Here is an 828-nt window from a genome sequence, read left to right on the forward strand (position 1 = left end):
CTCACCATGCGGATGGCAAACCGTCGTTTCACGCGCCTTACCAATGCGTTCTCAAAAAAGTTCGACAACCACGTCCACATGGTCGCGATCTACACCGTCTGGTACAACTTCATAAAGATGCACAAGGCGCTGAAGATGACGCCTGCAATGGCCGCTCGCGTGTCCAAGACGCTCTGGTCTATGGAAAACCTTTGCGAAAAGATGGACGCTGTAGCGCCGAAGCCGGGCAAGCGCGGCCCCTATAAGAAGCGGTAAGATTGTCCGTGGCAGATCGAGATCGTTGGATAGTTCATATCAAGGAGCTTCGCTCCCAAAATGGCGCGAGCCTCCTCGAAGCGGAACGCATCGCCTTGTCAGACCCTCACTGGCGGCGTTGGGTTGAACGCCAAATCAACACAGATGAGCGTTGTCGCAAGTTCGCGCGCGCTCACATGGCAACCAATCGTCAAGCCTCGTTAATCTACAAAGATGGCGATGCGCTGAAAGTGCGCTAGGTCGTGAACTCATAAACGCGGTGGGCGCTGGAAAGGTGAGACGCCACCGGCTAAAGTCGCACTATGAAGCCTGACACGATTACACTGTGGCGGCCGGTTGGCCCAGCCGAACTCGCGCTTATCCGCGAAAGCGGTATGTGTTCGTTCCCACCGCGTCTGCCGGATCAGCCCATTTTCTATCCCGTGCTTTCAGAAGACTACGCAATCAGGATCGCTCGCGATTGGAACGTGCCTCATAGTGGGGCGGGTTTCGTCACGCGCTTTGAGGTGCGGCGTGACTTCCTGGAGCAATACGACGTGCAGGAGGCAGGTGGGCGGGCGCTACGAGAATACT

At 56.4% G+C, this 828-nt stretch carries 1 protein-coding gene and 1 pseudogene; both read left to right on the forward strand.

Annotated features, from left to right (window positions below):
• Positions 1–255: pseudogene (locus tag P9228_RS30830) on the forward strand (IS1 family transposase); the annotation flags it as partial.
• A 302-nt stretch (positions 256–557) separates the two neighbouring features.
• Positions 558–828, forward strand: a 271-nt coding sequence (locus P9228_RS30835) for an ADP-ribosylation/crystallin J1 (RefSeq protein WP_278057052.1), incomplete at its 3' end; no start/stop codon positions are given.

This window comes from Mesorhizobium sp. WSM4898 (assembly GCF_029625845.1).
Lineage (GTDB): Bacteria > Pseudomonadota > Alphaproteobacteria > Rhizobiales > Rhizobiaceae > Mesorhizobium.